The sequence below is a fragment of the Parabacteroides sp. PF5-9 genome, from assembly GCF_029893105.1.
GTDB lineage: Bacteria > Bacteroidota > Bacteroidia > Bacteroidales > Tannerellaceae > JARXWG01.
On record NZ_JARXWG010000007.1, the window covers coordinates 80,932 to 103,442 of the forward strand.

Annotated in this window: 18 protein-coding genes and 1 tRNA gene; 13 read left to right on the forward strand and 6 right to left on the reverse strand. The window is 36.3% G+C overall.

The window, feature by feature from the left end:
* Positions 1-27 precede the first annotated feature (27 nt).
* Positions 28-100: transfer RNA gene (locus M2135_RS05870), tRNA-Phe, on the forward strand.
* Positions 101-340: 240 nt separating this feature from the next.
* Positions 341-1,561 carry a site-specific integrase gene (locus M2135_RS05875; protein WP_280747678.1) on the forward strand — a complete coding sequence of 407 codons (1,221 nt, stop codon included), beginning with the start codon at positions 341-343 and terminating at the stop codon, positions 1,559-1,561.
* A 192-nt stretch (positions 1,562-1,753) separates the two neighbouring features.
* Here the strand turns inward: M2135_RS05875 and M2135_RS05880 are convergent, their stop codons facing one another.
* Both M2135_RS05880 and M2135_RS05885 read right to left on the reverse strand, forming a co-directional pair.
* A complete protein-coding gene (locus tag M2135_RS05880; protein ID WP_280747679.1) occupies positions 1,754-2,053 on the reverse strand; it encodes a helix-turn-helix domain-containing protein in 300 nt (99 codons plus the stop codon).
* The gene (locus M2135_RS05885; RefSeq protein WP_163357233.1) at positions 2,053-2,367 is read right to left on the reverse strand and encodes a helix-turn-helix domain-containing protein; all 315 of its coding nucleotides are present in this window, start codon (positions 2,365-2,367) and stop codon (positions 2,053-2,055) included. The genes M2135_RS05880 and M2135_RS05885 overlap by 1 nt, the downstream gene beginning before the upstream one ends.
* A 387-nt stretch (positions 2,368-2,754) precedes the next feature.
* Between M2135_RS05885 and M2135_RS05890 the strand changes: the two genes are divergently transcribed.
* From M2135_RS05890 to M2135_RS05930, 9 genes are all read left to right on the forward strand, one after another.
* Entirely contained in the window at positions 2,755-3,132 is a 378-nt protein-coding gene (locus tag M2135_RS05890; RefSeq protein WP_280747681.1) for a DUF3408 domain-containing protein, read from the forward strand.
* A 266-nt stretch (positions 3,133-3,398) separates the two neighbouring features.
* Positions 3,399-3,830 (forward strand): conjugal transfer protein MobA, encoded by a 432-nt coding sequence (mobA, locus tag M2135_RS05895; RefSeq protein WP_280747682.1) that lies wholly within the window; start codon positions 3,399-3,401, stop codon positions 3,828-3,830.
* An 80-nt stretch (positions 3,831-3,910) separates the two neighbouring features.
* A complete protein-coding gene (locus M2135_RS05900; protein ID WP_280747683.1) occupies positions 3,911-4,114 on the forward strand; it encodes a helix-turn-helix transcriptional regulator in 204 nt (67 codons plus the stop codon).
* Between the two features lie 4 nt (positions 4,115-4,118).
* Positions 4,119-5,693 carry a class I SAM-dependent DNA methyltransferase gene (locus M2135_RS05905; RefSeq protein WP_280747684.1) on the forward strand — a complete coding sequence of 525 codons (1,575 nt, stop codon included), beginning with the start codon at positions 4,119-4,121 and terminating at the stop codon, positions 5,691-5,693.
* Complete coding sequence (locus M2135_RS05910) at positions 5,683-6,825, forward strand: restriction endonuclease subunit S (RefSeq protein ID WP_280747685.1); 1,143 nt, start codon at positions 5,683-5,685, stop codon at positions 6,823-6,825. The genes M2135_RS05905 and M2135_RS05910 overlap by 11 nt, the downstream gene beginning before the upstream one ends.
* 7 nt (positions 6,826-6,832) lie before the next feature.
* On the forward strand, positions 6,833-10,621 hold the full coding sequence (locus tag M2135_RS05915) for a hypothetical protein (RefSeq protein WP_280747686.1): 3,789 nt from the start codon (positions 6,833-6,835) through the stop codon (positions 10,619-10,621).
* A 20-nt stretch (positions 10,622-10,641) separates the two neighbouring features.
* Positions 10,642-13,848, forward strand: coding sequence for an HsdR family type I site-specific deoxyribonuclease (locus M2135_RS05920; protein ID WP_280747687.1), 3,207 nt, complete (start codon positions 10,642-10,644; stop codon positions 13,846-13,848).
* Positions 13,849-13,862: 14 nt separating this feature from the next.
* On the forward strand, positions 13,863-15,338 hold the full coding sequence (locus M2135_RS05925; protein ID WP_280747688.1) for an RNA-binding domain-containing protein: 1,476 nt from the start codon (positions 13,863-13,865) through the stop codon (positions 15,336-15,338).
* A 395-nt stretch (positions 15,339-15,733) separates the two neighbouring features.
* Positions 15,734-16,948 carry a site-specific integrase gene (locus M2135_RS05930; protein WP_280747689.1) on the forward strand — a complete coding sequence of 405 codons (1,215 nt, stop codon included), beginning with the start codon at positions 15,734-15,736 and terminating at the stop codon, positions 16,946-16,948.
* A 72-nt stretch (positions 16,949-17,020) separates the two neighbouring features.
* Here M2135_RS05930 and M2135_RS05935 read toward each other — a convergent pair whose 3' ends face one another.
* The 3 genes from M2135_RS05935 to M2135_RS05945 form a co-directional block, all read right to left on the reverse strand.
* A complete protein-coding gene (locus M2135_RS05935) occupies positions 17,021-17,314 on the reverse strand; it encodes a helix-turn-helix domain-containing protein (RefSeq protein ID WP_280747690.1) in 294 nt (97 codons plus the stop codon).
* A 7-nt stretch (positions 17,315-17,321) separates the two neighbouring features.
* Positions 17,322-17,606: a DNA-binding protein gene (locus M2135_RS05940; RefSeq protein ID WP_280747691.1), complete on the reverse strand. Its 285-nt coding sequence runs from the start codon at positions 17,604-17,606 to the stop codon at positions 17,322-17,324.
* 210 nt (positions 17,607-17,816) lie between these two features.
* Positions 17,817-18,176, reverse strand: coding sequence for a helix-turn-helix domain-containing protein (locus M2135_RS05945; RefSeq protein WP_280747692.1), 360 nt, complete (start codon positions 18,174-18,176; stop codon positions 17,817-17,819).
* 144 nt (positions 18,177-18,320) lie between these two features.
* Here M2135_RS05945 and M2135_RS05950 point away from each other — a divergent pair, with 144 nt between their 5' ends.
* Both M2135_RS05950 and M2135_RS05955 read left to right on the forward strand, forming a co-directional pair.
* Positions 18,321-20,585 (forward strand): excinuclease ABC subunit UvrA, encoded by a 2,265-nt coding sequence (locus tag M2135_RS05950; RefSeq protein WP_280747693.1) that lies wholly within the window; start codon positions 18,321-18,323, stop codon positions 20,583-20,585.
* A gap of 12 nt (positions 20,586-20,597) precedes the next feature.
* On the forward strand, positions 20,598-21,443 hold the full coding sequence (locus M2135_RS05955; protein ID WP_280747694.1) for an RteC domain-containing protein: 846 nt from the start codon (positions 20,598-20,600) through the stop codon (positions 21,441-21,443).
* 159 nt (positions 21,444-21,602) lie between these two features.
* Here M2135_RS05955 and M2135_RS05960 read toward each other — a convergent pair whose 3' ends face one another.
* Positions 21,603-22,361 (reverse strand): hypothetical protein, encoded by a 759-nt coding sequence (locus M2135_RS05960; RefSeq protein WP_280747695.1) that lies wholly within the window; start codon positions 22,359-22,361, stop codon positions 21,603-21,605.
* Positions 22,362-22,511 lie beyond the last annotated feature (150 nt).

Consider the following 22,511-nt stretch of genomic DNA (forward strand, 5'->3'; position numbering starts at 1 on the left):
TATCTTTGCACCCGTATTCAAAACCACGGTGCCATAGCTCAGTTGGTAGAGCAAAGGACTGAAAATCCTTGTGTCCCCGGTTCGATTCCTGGTGGCACCACGAATAAGAAAAGCAAAAAAGAGAAAATCCCTGAAAGTCAATCACTTTCAGGGATTTTTCTTTTCTCACGAAAGTGCAAAATAGGGCAAAAAATAACGTTCTTGGTGGCGTAATCGGTGACTTTTTCGAGACTATTAAAAATAGTCACCAATTCGATTTTAATTCGCTGGTATGCTGTATTTTGCATAAGTTTATTTAGGGCTTATTTCCGTAATTTTGAACCATTAAAATTGAAAGGAAATGAGAAGAAATTCATTTGGAGTTTTGTTCTTCTTAAAGAAGAACCAGTTACTTAAGAGTGGAGAAGCTCCCGTAAGCATGAGAATCACTGTCAATGGACAACGTGAGGAGATTCGTACGAAAAAAAGTATTAACCCTTCGCTTTGGAATCAAGCCAAAGAATGTTCCAGAGGTCGCAATAGAAAGTCCAGAGACCTTAACGACTACATTGAATCGGCACAGATAAAACTATCACAACTCTTCAATACTATGGAACAGGACGGTAAAACGATTACTGCCAAGATTCTTCGAAATAAATTCTTGGGGATGGATGAAGAAGACCGCAAAACCTTAGTCGCTTTTTTCAATGAGCATAACGAACAATGTCGCAAACTAATCGGAATAGACTATGTGGATATTACAATCAGGCGGTATGAATGTTGTGCCCGCTATCTGCAAGAGCTTATTCGTGAAAAATATGGTGAAGATGACCTGTTGTTGAGGGAGGTTAATAGTGAGTTTGTCCGCAGTTTTGAGTTCTTTATGAAAACGGAGAAGAGATGTGCACAGAATACGGTTATTCGTTATATGAAGTGTTTCAAAAAGGTGATTCACTTGGCAATTGCTAATGAATATATAGTTCGTAATCCGTTTGCTGGCATCAAATTCCACGAAGTTCCGGTCAATAAAGAGTTTCTAACAATGGACGAAATCAACCGGCTTGCCGAAAAAGAATTTAAAATTCACCGATTGGAGTTGGTCAGAGATGTCTTTTTATTTTGCACATACACCGGATTGGCATTCATTGATGTTTATAATCTGAGGAAAGAACATATTGTAATGGACAACAATGGTAATCCTTGGATTCGTAAAACCCGTGAAAAGACAAACAATATGTGTAACATCCCATTGTTAAGCATTCCTGTTAAAATTTTAGCGAAGTACGAAAATCATCCGATTTGTTTGGAAAAAGGCGTTTTGCTTCCGGTAATGTGTAATCAACGCATGAATTCATACTTGAAGGAAATTGCTGATTTATGCGAAATTAAGAAGCATCTGACTACGCACACCGCACGTCATACGGCGGCTTCGGTAATTTTTTTGGCAAACAATGTATCGTTGCCCAATGTGGCAAAAATGCTCGGTCATTCCAATACCCGTATGACGCAACATTATGCCAAAGTTTTGGATCAAAGTATTTTAAAAGACATGCAAGAGGTTGAGCTGAGAATAAACAGTTAGAATGTCTAATTCCAAATTTTCCTTCTCTTTAACCGATATACAAAGATATGCTCCGACCTAAAACACAAGACCAAGCTTCGTTTCCGATAAAAATCTTCCGAATCCTATGGATTAGTGTATTTTTATCGGAAAGTCTTGCTTATTTAGTTCTCCGCATAGAAGATGCATATCGGTTGAAAAGAAGAAAAAACATTAACCTAAAGTTTTTCGATACCCTTCGTCCAACATATGCTGAATATCCGACTCCCGATAGAGTATTTTTCCGCCCAACTTACAATAGGGCAACAGACCTTCGTCTCGATAATTCTGTAAAACACGACGGCTCAACTTTAAACGTTCTGATACTTCTCTGTCAGTCAGATAACGTTCTCCCTTCAGCATTGGACGATAATTTTTAGTCAGATTTTCCAAACCATCCAGCATATTTTCAAGGGATTTAAAGAACGATACGATTCGTTCGTCGCTATGCGTTATCAAATTATCATTATCCATTATTTATGCTCCTTTCTTTTATAGGTTAAGTCTTTCTGTTTTTGTATAATAAGCGGAGTAATCCGTTCTATATCATCAGGTTTGTAATACATCTTATGCCCGATTTGGGTATAAGGTAACGTGCCATTATCCCGATAGTTCTGTAGCGAGCGTTTGGAGATATTCAGAATCACACAAACGTCCTGATTGTCCAGCCATTTCTTCATGCTTTTGTCGCTATTCCGATTACATATAGCTTCTACCTTTTGAGTAAATGCTCCGAATCGCTCCATCATTTTCTCAAATACTGATTCTTCGATATTAATAATCTTCATGCTATCTATATTTTAGTTTATATTCTTTTTCTCGGCTCAAATATATAATAACATTTTCGCTTAACTATCACAAATTCAAGAGGTGGCAGCTTGTGGCGTCGGTATGTGGACAAAAAGAAGTCTTATCAATGAAAAACACTGCATATCACTGCATAAAAATCGGCAACGATCTGGTAATCAATTACTATTTGTTTCTTTGCTTCAAAACTGAATTCAAAACAGAGGTAAATACTATGTTCTGATTGGAACTCCTAATACAGGTCAGAATTGACATAGAAAATAGAATCTGTTATTAATTCAACAAAGAGGTAATTAATGATGTCGATATAAGCTTCAATAAGAAACTCTATTTCGACATAAATATCTAACACTAAAATAGAATAAGAAATGAAAGCAGGAAGAAAGAAAAAACAGATTTCAAAAGAGGATTACATTAAGGCGTATTGTCAAGAAAAACGGATAAGAGGACGATTTGCCGTATATATCAGCCCGGAAACACATGACAATTTAAAACGTATTGTGAGCTTATTCAAGTGGAAACATTACACTACAACATCTTCATTGGCGGATTCAATAATCTCCGACCATATCGAAGTCCATAAAGAGCTATTAAACAGTCTTCACAAAGAAGAAAAAATCCGGTTCAAAGTAGATTTCGACGAAGATATAAGGCGTAATAGGGAGAAAATGAGAAAACTCCTGGGTGATGATTATGTTGATGATGCAGAATCAGAATCTTCTCAACACAATGATTCCGACCAATAGAAATTGCCTTTTTACATTGAACGGCTAAATGATGTCCGCCAGCGGACAGATTTGAGAGCAAGAAACATTTATGTTTCGGCTCTCAGCAAGGTGTGTTTTGAGTTACTCATTTCATTTCACGTAACTCAAAACCTCCTTGCCCGCAAGGGGGAAAACGCACCTCCGAAGTCGGTGCTTTTAATGAAACCCATTGCATGGGTAACGATATAGAAACAGGAAATTATTTATCGGTGGAGACTTGCAGGCTCCACACAATTGATGATTTTATGAAAGAAGAAACAAATTCACGCTCAAAATGGAGCAAAGGAGGCCGTCCTATAAAAAATGACCCAGCCAAGAACTGCGTAATGGTTCGCTTTTCGGATCAAGAATATGCAAAGTTCTTATCCATGTACGAAGAATCCGGTGTTTATGCAAAGTCGATTTTTGTCAAAGCACGAGTATTTAATGAAAGTTTTCGGGTGATAAAAACTGATGAAGGAACACTAAAATATGTGGCAAAACTAACCCAGCTTCATGCGCAATTTCGAGCAGTTGGAGTCAATTATAATCAAGTTGTCAAACAACTTAAAAGTAATTTTTCGGAGCAGAAAGCACTCGCATTGCTTTATAAATTAGAAAAAATAACGCTTGAATTAGTCACCACTCAGCAGAAAATCATTGCGCTTTGTGAAGAGTTTAAGCAACGATTCTTTTAGGATTATTTAAAATGCGAAGATTTTATCGAAGTATCCCTTGAAATTTCCTATCTTTGGAGACGAAACAAATAAGTAATCCGATGAAAATGAATCGTATTAAGGAGGCTTTGCAAGAGAAAGGATTAACGCAGGTATGGTTGGCTGGAGAGCTTGATAAGAGTTTTAAGATGGTCAATGCTTATGCCTGTAACCGGAAGCAACCAAGCCTTGAAACGCTTTTTCGGATTGCGGAGTTGTTGAATGTAGATGTTAGAAAACTGATTGTAAGTAATAAGGAAAAATAAATACATGGCTAAAAACGCAAAAGAAAAACAAGAAAAACCTATTGAGGTAAGTCTGTGGGAGTCGGCAAACAAACTGCGTGGAAGTGTTGAGCCTTCGGAATACAAACATGTGGTACTGGGGTTGATATTCCTGAAATTTGTCAGCGATAAGTTTGAGGAACACCGAGCCAAGCTCATTGCCGACAGAAAAGAAAAATACGTGGAGATGCCCGAATTCTATAACATGAGTAATGTGTTTTTTCTCGAAGAAATATCACGTTGGAATTATATCAAAGAAAAAGCCAAGCAAGATGATCTGGCACTGATTATCGACACCGCTCTCCATACCATAGAGAAAAACAACAAAAGCCTGAAAGGGGCTTTACCCGATAATTATTTCTCTCGTTTAGGTTTGGAATCATCCAAACTAGCTTCGTTGATTGATGAAATCAGTGAGATAAACACCCTAAAAGATAAAGAACAGGATATTGTAGGACGTGTGTATGAATACTTCCTTTCGAAATTCGCTTTGGCAGAAGGTAAAGGGAAAGGAGAATTTTATACGCCAAAAAGCATTGTAAATCTGATTGCCGAAATGATTGAACCTTACAAGGGTATCATTTACGACCCCGCTTGTGGTTCTGGCGGTATGTTTGTGCAATCCATTAAGTTTATAGAAAGCCACCACGGCAACAAACGCGAGGTTTCCATTTACGGACAAGAATACACCAACACTACCTATAAACTGGCGAAAATGAACCTTGCCATTCGGGGTATTTCCGCCAATTTGGGGGCGAAAGCCGCCAATACTTTTTCCGACGACCAGCACAAAGACCTGAAAGCTGATTATATTATGGCAAATCCGCCATTCAACCAAAAAGACTGGCGAGCCGAAGATGAATTGATTGACGATCCGCGTTGGCGTGGTTACGATGTGCCACCAAAAAGCAATGCCAATTACGGTTGGATTCTCAATATGGCAAGCAAACTTTCCGAAAATGGAGTGGCTGGTTTTATCCTTGCCAACGGTGCATTGAGCGGTGGTGGCGAAGAGTATAAAATTCGCCGAAAACTGATTGAGAATGATTTGGTAGAAGCGATTTTGGTTTTGCCGCAAAATATGTTTTATACAACCAACATCAGTGTTACGCTTTGGATATTGAATAGGAACAAAACCAAACGAACAGTGCAAGTTGGACAAGAGGTTCGCAACTATCGCCACCGCAAAGGCGAAATCCTGTTTATGGATTTGCGCCAGATGGGAGAACCCTTTGAAAAGAAGTTTACTCAATTTTCTATTAATGACATTCAGCAAGTTACCACTACTTATCACGATTGGCAAACCTCTGAATTGACAAATATTGTAGAAGCTTTTAATCAAGCTGAATATTGTTATTCTGCCTCACACGAAGAAATAGAAGCAAAAGATTTTTCACTTGTGCCGAGCAAGTACATTGCTTTCAAGAATCGTGACGAGAATATCGACTTCGACGAAAAGATGAAAACTCTACAAGCCGAGTTTAAAGAATTGTTGCAAGCCGAAGAGGGGTCGAAAAAAGAATTGCTCAACGTATTTAAAAGTTTAGGCTATGAACTATAAACGGTTGGGTGATTATATTCGGGAAGTGGATGTGCGGAATGAAGACGATAGCATAACCAACTTGTTGGGTATTAATATTGATAAATATTACATGCCATCTGTTGCTAATGTTGTGGGAACGGATTTGTCGCGATACAAAGTTGTAGAAAAAGGTCAGTTTGCTTGTAATAGAATGCATGTAGGACGAGATAAACGATTGCCTGTTGCTTTATCAATAAAAGAGGATAGGTTTATTGTTTCTCCAGCTTATGATGTTTTTGAAATTATAGATAAAAAGGAATTACTACCCGAATATTTAATGATGTGGTTTTCTCGCAAAGAATTTGACAGAAACACTTGGTTTTATACCGATGCGGATGTGCGTGGAGGTTTGAATTGGAATACATTTTTAGACATGCAACTCCCCATTCCCTCTCCCGAAAAGCAACGCGAAATAGTCGCCGAGTACAACGCCGTGCAACGCCGCATTGACCTAAACAACCAACTGATACAAAAACTCGAAGAAACCGCACAGACGATTTATAAGCAATGGTTTGTCGAGGACCAAAACTGCGATTTCAAAACCGTTGAAATTGGCAACTTTGGCAATGTTGTTACAGGGAAAACCCCTTCGAGCGAATGCCCTGAAGATTTTGGGAACAATATACCTTTTATCACTCCTGGCGATTTTAAAAATTATAACAAATTCGCATTAGGTGCGGAAAGAAATTTATCTGAAATAGGATATATAAAATTAAAAAACAAGATACTTCCTAAAGGAAGTGTGATTGTTACATGTATAGGATCAGATATGGGAAAAGTTGCTATTGCCTTTGACGCTTGCATTACAAATCAACAAATGAATTCGATAATAGTAGACAAGTCATATTATTCTGATTTTTTGTATTATTATTTAATATCTATATCAAAGGAAATAAAAGGAATTGCTATGGGTGGTTCAACAATGCCGATGTTAAGTAAATCTGATTTTGAAAAAATTGAATTGCTTAAACCATTAGACGAAACTCTCATAGAGTTTGAAAAAGTGATGAGCCCTATAAATGAAATGAATATTTTGTATTCTAATGAAAACTACAAACTTTCTGAGATGAGCAATTTACTTCTTTCGAAGATGGTAACAATAGAAAATTAGTACTTTTATGAAACTTCAAAAAAAGAAACAGATTAGATTATTCCTTGTAAAAAAATTGACAAGATTAACTTTCTGGCTAAAAAACAAAGACAAAGAGCCGGATTCCTCTGTTATTTCTCTAGCTCCAAAAGTGTTAATAAAAGAAGAGGATATAAAAGTCATACAGCCATATTTAGATGAGTTGGAACGTTCATTAGCAGAAAAAGAATTGACAAATATTGCGATTACAGGAGCTTATGGTTCAGGGAAAAGCACTATAATAAAGACATTCAAACACTTACATGATGAATATGAATACTTAAATATTTCATTAGCTTCATTTAAGGATAATGATGAAAATGGTAAGAAAAAGTCTCCTGAAGAAAAAGAGCAAGGTGTTGATGAGAATGGGAAGAAAACACCTCTTGAACAGACAGTAGAAAAAGATGATGAGTCAAGAAAACAGGAAGTCTTCAATACTAGTTTAGAAAGAAGACTGGAGATAAGTATATTGCAGCAAATATTTTATCATGTCAGACCTTCAGAAATTCCAGATTCACGGTTTAAAAGAATCGTGAATAATAAGCGATGGAAATTATTTCTTATATCCTTCGGATTAATAGTATGGTTAATAAGCGTGTTCGTATTATTTAGATTTGATTATTTAGATAAACTCAATCCTTCAACATGGGATTTTTCATTAAAATTTGACTGGATTGCATTTACTTCTTTTTTCATTTTCTTCACAGGAGTCGGATTCTTCACTAAATACCTTGTCCGTCTATTTAGCAATTCAAAAATCAACAAATTCAGTATAAAAGGCGAATTAGAACTTGGAGACAATGTTGATAAATCCGTATTTAATGAACACCTTGAAGAAATTATTTACTTTTTTGAAAGAACTCCATACAATGTAGTTATTATTGAGGATTTAGATAGATTTGATACAACAGACATATTTACAAAGCTTCGAGAACTAAATATCCTTCTAAACACTTCAAAACTGATTAAACGAGAGATAAATTTTATTTATGCAATTAAAGATGAATTATTTACGGATAAGAACGAGAGAGTAAAATTCTTTGATTATATAATACCAATAATTCCATTTATCAATGCTTCTAATGCTGGAGTTAAGCTGGACGAACTCATTAAAACAAGACAATTAGAAAATGTTTTGACCTCAGATTTTATTCAAGATATTGTATCTTTTATTGACGACATTGATATGCGATTATTAATCAATATATTTCATGAATTTTGTATCTATAGAGAAAATATACCCGCAGAAAATCAAGATAACCTTTTCGCCATGATAGTTTACAAAAACATGTATCCTGATGATTTTGGCAAATTATCAAAGCATGATGGTCTTCTCTACAAATTTATTTCTGATAAAGATAAATATATAAGTGGGTTATTAAATCTCTATTCAGAAAAAATCAAGCAAATAGAATCTGAAATCATTAATGTTGATAAAGAAAAAATTACTTCTGTACAGGAATTGAGAACTATTTTTTTATTTAAACTACAGACTAAAATACCTGGAATAACAGAGATTTATATAGAAAATCAAAGAATTGCTATTGCTCAGTTTTTAGAAGATGAATATTTCGTAAAGCTTTTAGAAGATAAGGACTCGAACATTATATATTATCGCAATGGGAATGGTGTTTATAATAGCAGCATAACATTTTCAAGCATAATAGATGGTGTAAAACCAACCTCTTATGAACAAAGAGAAAACCTCATTTTGGCTAAAAACAATAATCACATTACCCAGTTGAAAGAAGAAATTACCAAATTAAAAAATAAGAAGAGAGAAATAGAATTAAAAAGTTTGCAAGAAATCTTTCAGGAAATAGAAATTGAACCATATTTAGGCATTTTTTCTAATAATCAAATGATGAGAACACTTTTAATTAATGGGTATCTTAACGAAGATTATGAAGACTATATATCACTATTCCATGAAGGAAATATTACTCGAGCCGACGAAACTTTTAAAAGAAAAATAAAAAGCGGCAAAAACTCCCCATTTGATTATCAACTGTCAGATAAAGTTGGTAATTTGATAAAAGAAATTCCAGATAAATATTTTAAGCGAGAAATAATTCTCAACTTTGATTTATTAGATTTCTTATCTACAAACTTTACTCAATACCAATCTAAGTACAACGATATTATTTCCATTCTAAGTAATGAAAATAACAATTCCGTTGAGTTTGTCGAGAAATACATTGAAAGAGGGAAAAACTTATCCTTATTTATTAAATCACTATGCAAATCTTGGAACAATTGGTGGTACTATATATATGAAGTTGAAAGTCCTTTCGCTTACGATGATAAAAAATTGAAGAAATACTTAAAATTAATTATAGAGCTTGCAGATGAAGAGATTGTTTTGCTTATGAATAAGGACAATAAATTATCGGAATTTATAAGTATTTTGCCTGATTTTATTTCCTTGATTGACAAATCTTATGAAACCAAAACTAAAAATCTATTAAAGAGACTTGATATTAAATTTAAGCAGTTAGATTCTCCTAATGACACAACAAGGTCATTGTTCGACTATATTTACGAGAATAATTTCTATGAAATCAATGATGAAAACATATCAATGATATTGCTCTTATTCAATAAAGATATTGACAAACGCACATTGATAGAATCAAACTACTCAACCATTTTAAATTCAGGATGTAAAGACCTTATTGATTATATTGAAGACAATATCTCGACTTATATAAATAACATATTATTGAAATTGGAAGACAATACAAAAGAAACTGAAGAAAATATTGTTAAACTAATTAATAATGACAACCTAAGCATTTCTGCAAAAACAAACATTGTTTTAAAGCAGGAAATTCTAATATCAGACATTTCAGAAATTCAAGATATTTCAATTCAGAAAATGTTAATTGATAAAAATAAAATCATTGCAACATGGAGTAATCTATATCTGTATTATGAGACATTAGAAGAGGGAAGTGATTTAGATGATGTTTTAATAAATTATTTAAATCAAAAAGATAATTCAAACTTGCTTTCTGAGCAAGCGATTAAAGACGAGTTGAAGGGACGGTCAGAAGAAACCATAAAAAGTTTTTCACTAAAAATCATAAACTGTAATGATTTACAATATGAAAACTATATTAGTATTCTTAAATCAACCCCATATGTATGGAATAGTTTGAATTTTGAAGATTTAGATGAAGAAAAAATAAAATGGATGGTAGATACCAGCTTTTTAACTCTTACGGTATACAATTTCAACAAACTGAAAGAACACTTCCCTAAAGAACACATAAAGCTAGTAGAGAAGCAACAAAGTAAATTATTGCCAATATTTGACGAATTAGGATTGAGTGGGGATGATATTTTATCATTATTGAAATCTGAAACGATCACAAATAGTAATAAAATAGGAATAATTGAGAAAATTGACGATAGTTTCGTGACAGAGAATAAAGATATTGCAAAATTAACATGCGATATACTGGCTTTATCCAACAATTCTGTTCCCTTAAACTTTGATATTATTAAGAGCTTACTTAATAGTTCTTCTTCAAAAGAAAATAAGATTCAACTCTTGAATAAGCAGGTTGAAGAATTAACGGATTCTCAACTACAAAGTCTAACAGAACAACTTGGATGGAATTATCAGAAGTTGTTTAAAAAGCAAAATAAACCAACATTTACTGACACAAAATATAATCGGTTATTATTTGATAACCTTATAAAGAGGGGATTGATAATAAGATATGAAGAACACAAAAAGGATGAGTTAAAAGTGTTTGCTAATTATTAAATTCTATTGTAATTCGAAATATGAAATTCACCGAATCCAAACTCGAACATGCATTTGCCGAACTTCTTTCACAAGAAGGTTATCCACATTGCTTGGGCAATACGCTTACCCGTCAGCCCGATGAGGTGCTGATAGAAGACGATTTGTATAATTTCCTTAAGAGACGTTATGCCAATCACGGCATTACCGATACGGAAATCAAATCTATTCTGCTGGAATTGAAATCGCTTCCCGTTTCTGATTTGTACGAGAGCAACAAGCGTTTTATGAAAATGTTGTCCGATGGATTTATTCTCAAACGTGAAGATCATACTCAAAAAGATATTTATATCCAGTTGATTGATTATTCGGGATTGGAGGAACAAACTTATACTGCCGAAGAACTAATTTCCGTTGTCGCTGAACCACAAGCCGAATATAAATCTGATGCAAATATCTATCGCTTTGTAACTCAACTCGAAATTCAAGGTTCGGAAAAACGTATTCCTGATGGTATATTATATATTAACGGATTGCCTTTGGTGGTTTTTGAGTTTAAGAGTGCCATTCGAGAAGATGCCACTATTCACGATGCTTACACGCAGCTGACCGTCCGTTACGAACGCGATATCCCCGAGCTGTTTAAATACAATGCTTTTTGTGTAATCAGCGACGGTATAAATAACAAAGCGGGTTCGTTTTTCGCCCCTTACGATTTTTTCTATGCATGGCGACGCATTGCCGGTATGAATAAAGATGTGGATGGCGTTGATTCTATGTACACCCTGGTTCAAGGTATGTTCCAGAAAAACAGATTGCGGGATATACTGCGAAACTTTGTTTACATTCCCGATTCGTCGAAAAAGAATGAGAAAATTGTTTGTCGTTATCCGCAGTATTACGCGGCTCGGGCACTGTATGATAACATAAAACAGGCTCAAAAGCCGTTTGGAAATGGAAAAGGCGGCACCTATTTTGGAGCCACCGGTTGCGGGAAAAGTTTCACGATGCTTTTTTTGACTCGCCTATTGATGAAAAGCGAACATTTCGGTAGTCCTACCATTGTATTGATTACCGACCGCACCGATTTGGACGACCAATTAGCCGGACAATTTACCAATGCCAAACAATATATTGGCGACAATAATGTGATTAGCGTGGATAGTCGTGAACATCTGCGAGAGTTATTGAAAGGACGTGAAAGCGGCGGTGTTTTTCTGACCACTATTCATAAGTTTACAGAAGATACCAAATTATTGACCGACCGTCAAAATGTAATTTGCATTTCAGACGAAGCGCATCGCAGTCAAACCAATCTCGACCAAAAAATAAAAGTAAGCGAGAAAGGCGTATCCAAAACCTTCGGATTTGCCAAATACCTGCACGATTCGTTGCCAAACGCAGTATATGTCGGTTTTACAGGTACACCCATAGATGCGACTCTCGATGTGTTTGGTAAAGTGGTGGATGCCTATACTATGACCGAATCGGTTCGTGACGAAATTACTGTTCGCATTGTGTATGAAGGACGTGCGGCCAAAGTAGTTTTGAATAACAGCGAACTACAAAAAATAGAACAGTATTATAACAATGTTGCCGAAGATGGAGCAAACGAATATCAGATTGAGAAAAGCAAACAAGAGTCTGCCCGATTACATGTTATTCTTGGCGATCCCGACCGCTTGCAGGCATTAGCCGAAGACTTTGTAACACACTACGAAAATCGTATTTCTGAAGGTTCTTCGGTAAAAGGTAAAGCCATGTTTGTGTGCAGCAATCGTACTATCGCCTACGATTTTTATAAAAAGGTACTGGCGCTTCGTCCTGAATGGGGAGAAGTCCGATTCGCGGAAGAGGGTGTTGAACTTACCGATAAAGACAAACGTGAGTTGAAACCGATGGAACGTATCAAACTTGTGATGACTCGCAATAAAGACGACGACAAAAAGTTATATGATTTATTGGGAACAAAGGAGTATCGTAAAGAACTCGACCGACAATTCAAGAATGAAAGGTCAAACTTCAAAATTGCCATTGTGGTCGATATGTGGCTCACAGGTTTCGACGTGCCGTTTCTCGATACCATTTATATTGATAAGCCGATACAGCAACACAATCTGATACAAACGATTTCGCGCGTAAATCGTAAGTTTGAAGGTAAAAACAAAGGTTTGGTTGTTGATTATATCGGAATCAAGAAACAAATGAACCTTGCTTTGGCTCACTATAACAAAGGCGACAAAGATAATTTTGAGGATATCGCCCAGTCACTTGTAGCAGTAAAAGACCATTTGGACCTGTTGGCAAAACTGTTTTACAAATTCGATAGCTCAGCTTATTTCTCAGGTGGTACATTGGAACAATTGAACTGTTTGAACAAAGCCGCTGAATATGTACAGTGCACCAAAGAGTTTGAAACTCGTTTTATGGACTTGGTAAAACGCCTGAAAGCAGCGTATGATATTTGCACCGGCAGCGAACAACTGACACAAGAAGAACGAGATTATACACACTTTTATTTGGCTGTTCGTTCTATCGTTTTCAAGTTAACCAAAGGCGACGCTCCCGATACGGCACAGATGAATGCCAAAGTGCAGGAAATGATCAAAGACGCTTTAATTAGCGATGGCGTAGAAGAACTCTTCAAAATAGGTTCGGAAGATGAAACAGAGCAAGATATTTTTGATGAAGATTATTTGGCGAAGATTGATAAAATAAAGCTGCCCAACACGAAAATAAAGTTGCTCCAAAAGCTGTTAGCGAAAGTAATTGGCGAACTGAAAAAGGTAAACCGTATGAAAGGGATCGACTTCAGCAAAAAAATGGAGAGCTTGGTGGAACGATACAATCAACGAGATGCCAACGATATTCTCAGAAGCGAAGTCTATGAAGAAATGGCAGAACAGCTAACCAACCTAATTTGGGAAGTACATAAAGAGTTCTCAGCTGGCGAAGAGATGGGTATTGACTTTGAAGAAAAGGCTTTTTACGACATACTCAAATCGCTTTGCATAAAATATGACTTCACTTACCCTGACGACAAGATGATTGAATTGGCTAAAAACGTAAAAATATTGGTTGATACGCAAGCCAAATATCCTGACTGGGACAAGCGAGACGATATTAAATCCGCGTTAAAAGTCGGTCTTATCCTATTGCTTGACGAACACGGCTATCCTCCGGTAGAGCGCGATGAAGTATATACCGAAATTTTTGAACAAGCGGAAAATTTCAAGAAAAATAAGTAATAAAAAGTTAACATATGATCACCCAACAAGAAATCCTCCAACTCCTCCACGATACCGAAAGCTATCGAGTAGAGCGAACGACATCTAAAACAAATACGGATAAATTCTGTCAAGCAATATGTGCGTTTGCCAATGACATTTCAGGCAATGGAAAGAATGGTTACCTGATGATTGGCGCACATGACAATGGTGAGTTGAGTGGTTTGAAAGTAGATGATGAACTTTTGTTGACTATTTCCAATATCCGCACAGATGGGAACGTCCTTCCCCAACCGGTAATGACTGTTGAAAAATTCAGTTTTGAAAAGGGCGATTTGCTTGTTGCAGAGGTGCAGCCATCTGAATTTCCTCCGGTTCGATACCGTGGGCGTATTTGGGTGCGGGTTGGTCCGCGAAAGAGTTTTGCGACAGAAGCAGAGGAGAAAATTTTAATGGAGAGGCGTCTATCCAATATTCATACATTTGACGAGATGCCTTGTATGGGAACAACGATGAATGACCTTGATATTGATGTGATAAAAAGGGAGTTCTTGCCTCAGGCAGTAGCGGAAGATATATTGGTAGAAGATAAACGTCCTGTTGAGGAACAACTTGCCTCATTAGGATATTATGATTTGCGGTATAATTGTCCAACCAACGGTGCGATTGTTCTTTTCGGTAAGAATCCGGAGCGTTATCTGCACGGTTCGTATGTGCAATATGTGCGTTTTAAAGGTAAAGACCGGGCGGGAGATATTATCAACGAGCAAGTTTTTAATGGAAATCTTTGTAAGGAGTTAGCAAGAATAGATACTTTCATTGAAACAAGTATTGCGCAAAAAAGACCGATTCCGGTCAGTGTATTACGAGAAGAAACGGTTTCTAAATATCCCTACTGGGCAACACGCGAACTTTTGATGAATGCCATCATGCATCGTGACTATCAGACGAATGCTCCGGTGCTGTTCTACGAATACGATGATCGTATTGAGGTACAAAATCCGGGTGGGCTGTATGGTAAAGTGAGCGAGGAAAATTTCCCGAATGTAAGCGACTATCGTAACCCATTCATAGCAAAAGCCATGAAGATATTGGGATATGTCAATCGTTTCAGTCGTGGTATCTATCGGGTACAAAAAGAACTGGTTGAGAATGGAAACGGCGAAGCGATATTTGATTTTGACCTGATAACCGCATTCCGAGCAACCGAGAATGTTTCACAACGGTATTTTGAGGAAGGTTTTGGGGCTGACACCCAAGAAAATGGGCAAGAAACACCCAAGAAACACCCAAGAAACATCCAAGAAACATCCAAGAAACATCCAAGAAACATCCAAGAAAATATATTAGAAGCGATTAAAGATAATCCATTTATCACTCGAAAGGAACTGGAAACTAAATTGGGATATTCTTTAGGGACAATAAAATATCATCTGTCGCAATTAGTTAAAAATGGAGTTGTAAAACATGAAGGTTCAACTAAAGCAGGCAAATGGGTTGTAATAGAATGAAATTTCGTATGTTTGTATTGGAAATAGCCTAAAAGCAAATATGTGCAGAACGCTGCAAGTTTTTGGTGACTTTTTAGAGATTATTCCTCTTTTTGAAAAATATATCAATCAGATTGATAGCCACTTAATTGAATCGTTCGATTCCTGGTGGCACCACTTTTAAAAGACTTTAAATTTGGTAAATCCCTGAAAATAAAACATTTCAGGGATTTTCTTTTTCCAAGAAATCCTCCATTTTTAGCAAAACTAAGCAGTTCCTTCGGGCTAAATCGTGGTCATTTTTTAAGCCACGAAAAATTGACCACGAATGACATCGTAAGTCGCTGATTGTCTTATCGTTTAAGGCTCTCTATTAAGCATGGTTCAAGTATCTTTAAACCATTAATTTTTAGAGTATGAAACAGACATTTAATGTGCTTTTCTTTGTGAGAAGAACAAAGTTGAAAAAGACAGGTGATACGCCAATCATGCTACGCATCACTATTGAAGGGCAATTAGTTGAAATGCAACTTAAACGTGATGTAAAACCCAATCTTTGGAATCAGGCGAAAGAACGCTGTACAGGCAAGGATTCCGCATCTTTAGAGATTAACCGTTATCTTGAATCAGTAAAACTCCGTTTGTTTGAAATCCACCGCAAGATGGAAGAAGAAGGCAAACTTATTAATCCAATGGACATTAAACGGAAGTTTCTCGGGCTGGACGAAGAGCACAAAATGTTCTTTCAAGTATTTCAGGAGCATAACGACAAGTGCAGGGAGTTGATTGGTAAAGATTATGCCAAAGTAACTATCTCCCGCTTTGATACTTGTTTGAAGTATTTTCGGGAAATGAGACAAGTCCAATATCAGCGGAAAGATATTCCATTAAAGGAAGTCACCAACGGTATGATTCATGATTACATCCACTTCCTGAAGGCCGAAAAGGGATTGCAAGAAAATACGGTTATCCGCTATATGAAGGTAGTAAAGAAAGTATTAAACATTGCGGTAAACTACGATTGGATACCGAAAAATCCGTTTGGCAATATCCGTTTCCACGAAAAAGAGGTACATAAAGAATTTCTGACCAAAGAGGAACTGGAAACGCTGCGAACAAAAGAATTTGATATTCCACGATTAGAACTGGTGCGGGATGTATTTTTAGTGCAGTGTTGGACTGGACTCGCCTTCATAGATGTATCCGAATTAAAAGAAGAACATATCATTGCTGATAATGACGGAAACCTATGGATACGAAAGGAAAGGCATAAAACCGGAATCATGTGTAACGTGCCATTGCTTGATGTTCCATTGGAGATCATTGAGAAGTATAAAGACCATCCACTTTGCCAGAAGAGAGGCATTTTACTTCCTGTATTGAGCAATCAAAAAATGAATAGTTATCTGAAAGAAATTGCCGATTGCTGTGGAATTAAGAAGAAGCTCTCCACGCACACCGGACGCCATACCTTCTGTTCGGTAGTAACTTTGGCGAACAATGTATCGTTGGAAAACATAGCAAAAATGGTTGGGCATACGAATACCCGAATGACACAACGTTACGCAAAAGTGTTAGACCAAAGTATTCTCCGGGATATGCAAGGAGTAAAAGAAAGTTTTGCGAAGTAGGTTGAATAAATGAAAAAACGGCTGACTCATTCTCGCGAATGTTCAGCCGTTCAGATAGCTCAAGAATAACACTTATAAAGAACCGTCATAAGCGGGACGAAACCGTTCTTCCAAAATCTTTCTAATATCAGATTCACGAAACAGAATTTTTCCCGGTAATTGAATAAATGGCAAAACTCCGTTATTCCGGTAATCCTGTAAAGTGCGTCGAGATATTTTAAGGATAGAACAGAGTTCCTCGCTTGTCAGATAACGTTCACCGTCAAATAACGGCTTATGCGTTTTCAGGACGTATTCGATATAAGGCAAGGCATTGTTTAACGCTTGCAATAGTTCCCGGCTATCTTGATTAGTATATAGTTGCATGGAAAAGTTATTTAGAATTGATTTTGCCTTGTTCCAACAGAGATTTCACTTCGGATATCCGGTAGTAGATTTTCTTCCCGATGGTAGAGAATGAAAGTGTGCCGCTTTCACGAAGATGCTGTAGTCGGCGAGGTGGCAGATTCAGAGAAGTAGCCAGCTCCTTTCCCTCTATCCATTCTTGTTCTATAAACAGAGTATTGTTAGATGGCTGTTTTGGAACTAATGAAGCTATCCGTTCCAGTTTCTTTTTGAAGGAATCAAAAGATTCTTTTTCTATTGCGATAATATCCATATTTATTCGGTTTATTACGTTATGCCGACAAATATAGATGAAGAAGCAAGCGTTTTTTGGAAATAGGTAGTAGTGGCTTTAAGTGGGAGTTTATGGCATTATACAAAAAACACCCTTTCGGGTGTCATATCGGAATGACAAGAAGAAACGATACCCGAAAAGGTACTGGTTTTTTAGATTTGAGTATTATAGAACATTCGTAAATGCCCTTTACTCTGATTTCTCTATTGGTAAATTTGCAAATTCTTCCTTATATTTATCGCCCCAGTTCCAAAGTAGTTCGATAATAGGAATCAGTTCTTTGCCTTTATCTGTTAGATAGTATTCAACCTTTAAAGGCAAAACCGGATAAATTTTCTTTTCCAATATCCCTTTCTTTTCGAGTTCCCCCAATTGTTTGGTCAAAACTCTCTTCGGTGCAATGCCTATACTACGATGTAAATCACAGGGTCTGACAACACCTTTATTAATTTCAGAAATTAACCAAACGTTCCAACTTGCTGATAAAATATCAAGTGAGATACGTATTGGGCATTCAGTGTAATCAACCGGATTCTTTATTACATACATAATATTTCGTTTTGTTTTTCTTCGTTGCTAAGCTAATCGGCTATTGCTCAAATAGTGATTAATTTATCACCCCCTGAAAGATTTATCGCTTATTGTTCAGGATATTATATTGCCATAACTTTGCTCAAAAATACGAAAAATCTGATGAATAAACAAGCAATTATTGTCCGAGGTGCAAGAGAAAATAACCTCAAAAATGTATCGTTAGAAATACCAAAGAAAAAGATTACAGTATTTACCGGAATTTCAGGCTCTGGCAAGTCTTCGTTGGTTTTTGATACGATAGCAGCAGAATCACAACGATTATTAAATGAGACATATGATAGTTTCATTCGCCATAGATTACAACAATATGGAAAGCCGGATGTAGATAATATGGAGAATTTATCGGTTTCCATTATTGTCAACCAAAAAAGAATAGAAGGCAACGCACGTTCAACAGTAGGAACCATTACTGATATATATTCGCTACTTAGACTATTGTTTTCTCGAATCGGAAAACCGTTTGTAGGTCATTCTACTGTTTTTTCGTTCAACAATCCACAAGGAATGTGTTCGTATTGCGAAGGACTTGGACATGTTAGTGCAGTTGATTTGAAGGAACTGATAGATAAGGATAAATCGTTAAATGAAGGAGCAATAAAATTTCCGAGTTTTGAAGTCGGTGGATGGCGTTGGACTCGATATGTGTATTCGGGATTATTTGACAATGACAAGAAGATTAAGGACTATACACCTGAAGAGTGGAACAATCTCATTTATTCGGACAATCTCAAATTACAGAATCCTGATCCGCAATACCCCAAAACAGCTATATACGAAGGAATACTCCCCCGTTTTGAACGTTCATTTTTCAAAAAAGAATCAAGTATGGTTACAGGAAAGAATGGAATCAGATATAACGAGGTAGTAAAACAAGGGATTTGCCCTGAATGTGGAGGCACACGTTTGAATCCAAAGGTTCTAGCATGTAAATATGGCGATAAAAACATTGCGGACTGCTGTAATATGCAGATTGATGAACTACTTGATTATATAAAAACAATACACGACGAATCAGTTACGCCTTTGTTGGATGCAATAAAAGAGAATCTGCAAAATTTGTTGGGAATCGGATTAGGCTATTTAACGCTAAGCAGAGAAACCTCTTCGCTTTCAGGTGGAGAATCCCAAAGAGTAAAACTTGTACGCCACTTAGGGAGTAGTTTAACCGATCTCACTTATATATTTGATGAACCAAGTATTGGTTTACATCCAAATGATGTTCAGAAACTCAATAATTTATTGATTGAACTTCGAAATAAAGGAAATACCGTTTTAATAGTAGAGCACGATCCGGATGTAATAGCTATTGCCGATTATGTTGTCGATATGGGAATTGGAGCCGGGAAGAACGGAGGAAATATCGTTTATAATGGCAGTTTTGCTGGTTTGTTAGAATCGGACACATTAACCGGAAAATACCTAAAACGAAAAAATCAATTAAAAACAGAATGCCGAAAAAGTACAAACTTTTTGTCATTAGATAATATATCATTTCACAACTTACGAAATATATCGGTACAAGTTCCTCAAAAAGTATTAACTGTTATTACGGGTGTTGCCGGTTCAGGTAAAAGTTCATTGGTATATTCGCTGATCAATAAAAATAGAAATATTACAATGATTGATCAGAGTGCTATACGTGGCAGCAAACGGTCAAGTATCGCAACTTACACAGGCATTTTAGATATAATCAGAGTTTTATTTTCCAAACAAAATAGAGTAAGACAATCTTTGTTCAGTAGCAATTCCGATGGTGCCTGCCCGGAATGCAAAGGTTTAGGAGCAATCTCTACCGACCTTGCTTTTCTGGATGCGGTCGAAGTTCGTTGCGAACATTGCAACGGGAGCGGCTTTAAGCCAGAAGTCTTGCAATATAAATTGCATGGCAAAAATATTATGGAAATCATGTCAATGACAATAAATGAGGCTCGTGCTTTTTTCAAAGAACCGGAAATTGTAAATCCTCTTGAACGACTTTTTGAGGTTGGATTAGACTACCTCACTATAGGGCAATCGTTAAAGACATTTTCGGGAGGAGAACGTCAACGGCTAAAGCTGGCTTTCGAATTAGGTAAGAAAGGAAATATTTACATTTTTGACGAGCCGACTACAGGATTACATGGCTCTGATATTTCCAGACTGATCAAGTTATTTGAGAGGTTGGTTGATGACAAAAACACCGTAATCATAATTGAGCACAATATGGATATTATGAGCCATGCTGATTGGATAATTGACATGGGATTAGGTGCAGGCAAAGATGGTGGTAAAATAATATTTGAAGGCTATCCAAAGGATATTATTAGCAACGAAGTATCACTTACCGGAAAGCATTTGAGAAGATATCTAAACGAGGTTAGATAAAATGGAGTAGCAATGAAAGAACAGATTTCAACTATATCAGAAAAGCTAATAAGCCTTTTTCATGAAAGAGGATTGGGTATCATTGATGTTATTCAAGATGTTCCTCCGATATTTTCAATTTTGGAGCAAGGTTATAGGGAACTGAAAGAAATAGTCTCCAGTTATAAGTTTCCGACACTTAAAGATGAAATCTGTTTTTTCAGAGAAATAAAGCCTCAGCTATTTAGTAAGCTTATCTTTTTACAGAAAATTTATCAACTCAAACTGAATCGTCCAGTCTCAAACGAGGCAACACTAAAGATCTATTTGGAACAGGAATATGAAAAAATCAACACTTTTTTCAGTTCAAACCTTGACTTTATCCAGTATTATCGTTCAGGAAAAACCTCACTTGATAAATATCATTTTTCGAGAGGTAACCATGAAATACTCTTATCTCTTGAAAGCATTTACCTTGAACGTGATTCAAAGTTTTCAACTTTGTCTGATTTTAAAGTTGCAAAACTTTTGGCGAATGAGATGTATGCAGCTTATTTGAATTGCGAATTAGCAAGAATAAACTGTGAAAATCTGGGTTTGGGAGCGATCATTGGGGTACAGTCTAATGAGAAGTGGACTGACTCAAAAGCAGCTTTAGCTGAAATTGTTTATGGAATTCACCTTTTGCATAGTGTAAACGGTGGAAATATAGACATTAAGGTATTGGCAACCATTTTTTCCAAGATGTTTAATGTCGATTTAAGCGATATTTACCATATTTTTCTGGAAATCAGGAACCGAAAAGGAGATAGAACCATCTATTTGGACCGAATGATTGAAGCTCTTAATAAACGAATGGACGAACTGGATAACAAATGACTCAAAATAAATCACTAACTTTGTATGCGTAAAATACAGAATGACAGAAGTATTTCAGATACTTCATAAGTATATAACATAACGTTCGCTGAACGTCTCTCAACACGAAAACTGGCACTTTTCAAGAAACAGACGAGACCAACAGTCGCAATGTTCATGCTATACGAAAGTATGGCGTGGACTTGCCTGTTTAGCATCATATCCAATTTTACAGCAATCAAAGAAGATACCGGAAGTCATTTTCTCTGGAAAGAGAGTCTGTTCATCATTTTCGGATAATTCTACGATAACCTTTAATGTATCTATATCAGTCGTAGTTAATCCTTTCAGCATCCACTCCTTTTCTTCCGGGTCAATCTCCCAATAATCCTGCCGGAGGATGCGACCTGTACGTTTTGTATAAGGAAGATATTTATTGATATACTCATTATACCCAGTCGTATCGTTTTTGAGCCAGTCAAGACATTTGCTAACAGCTTGATCAATCCATGAAATAAGTTGGAGATTGATGGATTCTGTAATATTCGATGCTTCCTTCTTTATATGCAGAGTAAGTTTACTGTCAATGAAAAGAAAACACTCTTCATTATAATGTTTTACAGAGAGAAGATACCATTTTACTAGATCAGGATATTCATCTTTCCATAACTTTTCGAAGTCATCTCTGTTTTCTACTATCCCATTTTCTAAATAATCATTGTAATCTCCGAAATCTTCTATAGAACCACGTTCTATGGTTAGCCAAAGTTCACGACATTCATCATTACCACAGATTGCAACACATTGAAGTTTCTCTATTATACTTAACAAAGCATCTTTCTCCTCCTGACTGAGTAAATCAGGATGGTATTGTGCCCTTTCAATGAGATTATCAAATACAGGAGCAGATAAAGTCGCTATGCCATTTACTTGTTGCATCCAACAAAAGTAGTCATATTTTAGCCGATATATCTCATAAAAACAAGAATTGACTAGATAATAGTGGGGGAATTTACTCAGCAAGTGAATGAGAAAAACCTCTTTTGTTTTGTGCGCAAAATAAAAAGGCCTCATTTTCGTCATGTCGAT

Excerpts from the sequence above, each read along its gene's own strand:
- M2135_RS05875 (WP_280747678.1), top strand. The coding sequence starts at position 341 with ATGAGAAGAAATTCATTTGGAGTTTTGTTCTTCTTAAAGAAGAACCAG.
- M2135_RS05880 (WP_280747679.1), bottom strand. The coding sequence starts at position 2,053 with ATGGATAATGATAATTTGATAACGCATAGCGACGAACGAATCGTATCG.
- M2135_RS05885 (WP_163357233.1), bottom strand. The coding sequence starts at position 2,367 with ATGAAGATTATTAATATCGAAGAATCAGTATTTGAGAAAATGATGGAG.
- M2135_RS05890 (WP_280747681.1), top strand. The coding sequence starts at position 2,755 with ATGAAAGCAGGAAGAAAGAAAAAACAGATTTCAAAAGAGGATTACATT.
- mobA (WP_280747682.1), top strand. The coding sequence starts at position 3,399 with ATGAAAGAAGAAACAAATTCACGCTCAAAATGGAGCAAAGGAGGCCGT.
- M2135_RS05900 (WP_280747683.1), top strand. The coding sequence starts at position 3,911 with ATGAAAATGAATCGTATTAAGGAGGCTTTGCAAGAGAAAGGATTAACG.
- M2135_RS05905 (WP_280747684.1), top strand. The coding sequence starts at position 4,119 with ATGGCTAAAAACGCAAAAGAAAAACAAGAAAAACCTATTGAGGTAAGT.
- M2135_RS05910 (WP_280747685.1), top strand. The coding sequence starts at position 5,683 with ATGAACTATAAACGGTTGGGTGATTATATTCGGGAAGTGGATGTGCGG.
- M2135_RS05915 (WP_280747686.1), top strand. The coding sequence starts at position 6,833 with ATGAAACTTCAAAAAAAGAAACAGATTAGATTATTCCTTGTAAAAAAA.
- M2135_RS05920 (WP_280747687.1), top strand. The coding sequence starts at position 10,642 with ATGAAATTCACCGAATCCAAACTCGAACATGCATTTGCCGAACTTCTT.
- M2135_RS05925 (WP_280747688.1), top strand. The coding sequence starts at position 13,863 with ATGATCACCCAACAAGAAATCCTCCAACTCCTCCACGATACCGAAAGC.
- M2135_RS05930 (WP_280747689.1), top strand. The coding sequence starts at position 15,734 with ATGAAACAGACATTTAATGTGCTTTTCTTTGTGAGAAGAACAAAGTTG.
- M2135_RS05935 (WP_280747690.1), bottom strand. The coding sequence starts at position 17,314 with ATGCAACTATATACTAATCAAGATAGCCGGGAACTATTGCAAGCGTTA.
- M2135_RS05940 (WP_280747691.1), bottom strand. The coding sequence starts at position 17,606 with ATGGATATTATCGCAATAGAAAAAGAATCTTTTGATTCCTTCAAAAAG.
- M2135_RS05945 (WP_280747692.1), bottom strand. The coding sequence starts at position 18,176 with ATGTATGTAATAAAGAATCCGGTTGATTACACTGAATGCCCAATACGT.
- M2135_RS05950 (WP_280747693.1), top strand. The coding sequence starts at position 18,321 with ATGAATAAACAAGCAATTATTGTCCGAGGTGCAAGAGAAAATAACCTC.
- M2135_RS05955 (WP_280747694.1), top strand. The coding sequence starts at position 20,598 with ATGAAAGAACAGATTTCAACTATATCAGAAAAGCTAATAAGCCTTTTT.
- M2135_RS05960 (WP_280747695.1), bottom strand. The coding sequence starts at position 22,361 with ATGCAACAAGTAAATGGCATAGCGACTTTATCTGCTCCTGTATTTGAT.